Genomic DNA, 3315 nt, shown 5'->3' with positions numbered 1-3315 from the left:
TCGCCGATCAGGACGCTCGCCGATCTCCGGGGCAAACGGATCGCCTTTGCCAAGGGATCGAGCGCGAACAATCTTCTGGTCGCGGCGCTCGAAAAGGCCGGAATTGCCTGGGGCGACATCACGCCGGCCCCGCTCGCGCCGGCCGATGCGACGGCCGCCTTCGTCAAGGGCTCGGTCGATGCGTGGACGATCTGGGACCCTTATCTCGCGCTTGCCGAATTGAAGCAGGACGCGCGTGTCATCGTCTTCGACAAGGACATTCATCGCCCCAATTCGTTCTACATCGCCGGCGCGGATTTCGTCGAAAAACATCAGGATCTGGTCGGCCGCCTCAACCGTGCCTTCGCCGCCGAAGGCGTATGGGCGAATGCGCATCATGAAGAGGTGGCGAGGGCACAGTCGGAGGCAACCGGCGTCGACATTGAGGCTATCAGGCGTTTCGTCGACCGCTCCAACTATCAGGTCGTTCCGATCGACGATGAGATCGTCCGCAGCCAGCAGGCGATCGCCGATCGTTTTGCGCGCACCGGCCTGATCCCGAAACAGGTCCAGGTCGTCGACATCATCTGGAAATGGACGCCGGGCGCCTGAAAAGCCTGATCCCGAACCTCGAAAGACCTCACATGAAACGCTTAATCCAACGATGGATCGCGCATGCCGTGCTGTCGATCAGCCTCGTCGCTGCGACCGTCGGCACGTCCTATGGCGAAGACAAGGTCGTTCGTATCGGCTTTCAGAAATACGGCAAGCTGGTGCTGCTGAAAGGCCGCGGCACGCTAGAAGACAAGTTGAAACCGCTCGGCTACACGGTCACCTGGACCGAATTCCCGTCCGGGCCGCCGCTGCTCGAAGCGCTGAATGTCGGCTCGATCGATTTCGGCATCGCCGGCGAAACCCCGCCGATTTTTGCGCAGGCCGCCGGTGCGCCGCTGGTCTATCTCGCCTACGATCCGCCGGCGCCACAGGGCGAAGCCATTCTGGTGCCGAAGGACAGCCCGCTCAAATCAGTCGCTGAGCTGCGCGGCAAGAAGGTCGCGCTGAACAAGGGATCGAACGTCCATTATCTGCTCGTCAAGGCGCTAGAGCAGGCCGGCCTGAAATACACCGACATCCAGCCGGTGTTTTTGGCGCCGGCCGACGCGCTGGCGGCGTTCACGCGCGGCGCCGTGGATGCCTGGGTGATCTGGGATCCCTATGAAGCCGCGGCGGAGGCCTCGACCGGCGCGCGCATCCTCGCCGACGGCACGGGCCTCGTCGCCAATCATCAGTTCTATTTCTCGTCGAAGAAATTCCTGACCGGGAACGGCCAGGCGGTCGACGCGGTGCTCGATGCGCTCAACGAGGCGGACGAGTGGACGAAGAATCATATCGGCGAGGTCGCGGCACAACTGAGCCCGTCCGTCGGCTTGCCCGCGCCGGTGCTCGCGAGCTCGCTGAAGCGCGAATCCTACGGCATCCGCCCGATCAGCGACGACGTGATCGCGAGCCAACAGCGCATTGCCGACACCTTTGTCGCGCTCGGCCTGCTGCCGAAGGCGATCACCGTTTCCGATCTTCAGCGCAAATCAGGATCATGACCATGAGTTCTGCGATATCCAAAGCCAATATCCTGTGGTTTCTGCCGACCCATGGCGACGGCCGCTATCTTGGCACCACCGCCGGCGGCCGCGAGGTGAATTTTGGCTATCTGCGCCAGATCGCGCAGGCCGCCGATCAGCTCGGCTATTTCGGCGTGCTGCTTCCGACCGGACGGTCCTGCGAAGATTCCTGGATCGTCGCCTCGTCGGTCGCGCCCTTCACCGAGCGGCTGCGCTATCTCGTGGCGGTGCGGCCGGGCCTGCAGTCGCCGAGCGCCGCGGCCCGCATGACGGCGACCCTCGACCGCATCTCCAATGGCCGGCTGCTTATCAATGTCGTGACCGGCGGTGACCCCGTCGAGAACAAGGGAGACGGCATTTTTCTCTCGCACGACGATCGTTATGCCGTGACGCGGGAGTTTCTTGCTGTTTACAACGACCTGCTCGCGGGCAAGACGGTCAATTTCGAAGGCAAGCATATCCGGATCGAGGACGGGCGCCTGCTATTCCAGCCGCTGCAATCGCCGCGGCCGCCGCTCTATTTCGGCGGCTCGTCGGATGCTGGCATCGATGTCGCAGTCGACGCGGTCGATAAATATCTGACCTGGGGCGAGCCGCCCGCCGATGTCGCCGACAAGATCGCGCGGGTCAAGGCTGCTGCCGACAAGCGCGGACGCAAACTGTCTTTTGGCATCCGCCTGCATGTGATCGTACGCGAGACCAACGCCGAGGCCTGGGCCGCCGCCGACGATCTGATCCGGCACGTCACCGACGACACGATCGCCTCGGCGCAAAAAATCTTCTCGCGGATGGATTCGGTCGGCCAGCAGCGCATGCAGCAATTGCACGGCGGCCGGCGCGAGAAGCTCGAGATCAGCCCGAACCTGTGGGCGGGCGTCGGCCTGGTGCGCGGCGGAGCCGGAACGGCGCTGGTCGGCGATGCCGCGACGGTGGCGGCACGGATCAGGGAGTACCAGGAGGTCGGCATCGACACCTTCATCATGTCGGGCTATCCGCATCTGGAAGAGGCCTACCGTTTCGCCGAGCTGGTGTTTCCGCATCTGGTGCTGGAGCGGCCGGACAATCTGACGCGGCTACGTTCGAATACCGGGCCGTTCGGCGAGACCATCGCTGGCGAGCGGCGGCCGCTCGCGAGGGCCTCGCAATCATGAGCCTGAGCGACGCCAAGATTCGTAGCAAGGCTCAAAGCCTTCGCATTCCCAAAGCAGACGGCCTGATCCAGTGGATCGTGCCATTGGCCATTGTCGTCATCTGGCAGGCCGCGAGCGCCGCGGGCCTAGTGCCGGTGCGTGTGCTGCCAGCGCCGAGCGACGTGGCGCTCGCCGGCTGGAAGCTGCTGCTGTCGGGCGAACTCGCGCGCAACATCGCCGTCAGCTTCTGGCGCGCCGGCGTCGGCTTTCTGATCGGCGGCGGCATTGGCTTCGCCTTCGGCCTTGCCAACGGCCTGTCGCAACTCTCCAGCAAGCTGACCGACACCACGCTGCAGATGGTGCGCAACGTCCCGCATCTGGCGCTGATCCCGCTCGTCATTCTCTGGTTCGGCATCGACGAGACGGCAAAGCTGTTTTTGGTCGCGCTGGGCGTGTTCTTCCCGGTCTATCTCAACACGCTGCACGGCATCCGCAGCGTCGATCCGCAGCTGATCGAGATGGGGCGCGTCTACGGCATGTCCGACGCCGAACTGTTTCGCCGGGTGATCTTTCCCGGCGCCTTGCCC

4 protein-coding genes are annotated in these 3315 nt (G+C 64.0%); all 4 read left to right on the top strand.

Annotated elements, in window-relative coordinates; genetic code table 11:
* Positions 1-591 (top strand): ABC transporter substrate-binding protein (locus JOZ76_RS01335; RefSeq protein WP_291696838.1); only part of this gene is annotated, 591 nt, incomplete at its 5' end.
* A gap of 32 nt (positions 592-623) precedes the next feature.
* Positions 624-1577: a sulfonate ABC transporter substrate-binding protein gene (locus tag JOZ76_RS01330; protein ID WP_291696837.1), complete on the top strand. Its 954-nt coding sequence runs from the start codon at positions 624-626 to the stop codon at positions 1575-1577.
* A gap of 2 nt (positions 1578-1579) precedes the next feature.
* Positions 1580-2749 carry an FMNH2-dependent alkanesulfonate monooxygenase gene (ssuD, locus tag JOZ76_RS01325; protein ID WP_291696836.1) on the top strand — a complete coding sequence of 390 codons (1170 nt, stop codon included), beginning with the start codon at positions 1580-1582 and terminating at the stop codon, positions 2747-2749.
* On the top strand, positions 2746-3315 hold a 570-nt coding region (locus JOZ76_RS01320; protein WP_291696835.1), incomplete at its 3' end, for an ABC transporter permease subunit. The genes ssuD and JOZ76_RS01320, both read left to right, overlap by 4 nt.

This window comes from Bradyrhizobium sp. (assembly GCF_019244115.1).
Lineage (GTDB): Bacteria > Pseudomonadota > Alphaproteobacteria > Rhizobiales > Xanthobacteraceae > Bradyrhizobium.
The sequence above is the reverse complement of the archived record's forward strand: the minus strand, read 5'-3'. Positions and strand labels throughout refer to the sequence as shown.

Coding starts and splice junctions, on each gene's coding strand:
- ssuD (WP_291696836.1), top strand. CDS start 1,580: ATGAGTTCTGCGATATCCAAAGCCAATATCCTGTGGTTTCTGCCGACC.
- JOZ76_RS01330 (WP_291696837.1), top strand. CDS start 624: ATGAAACGCTTAATCCAACGATGGATCGCGCATGCCGTGCTGTCGATC.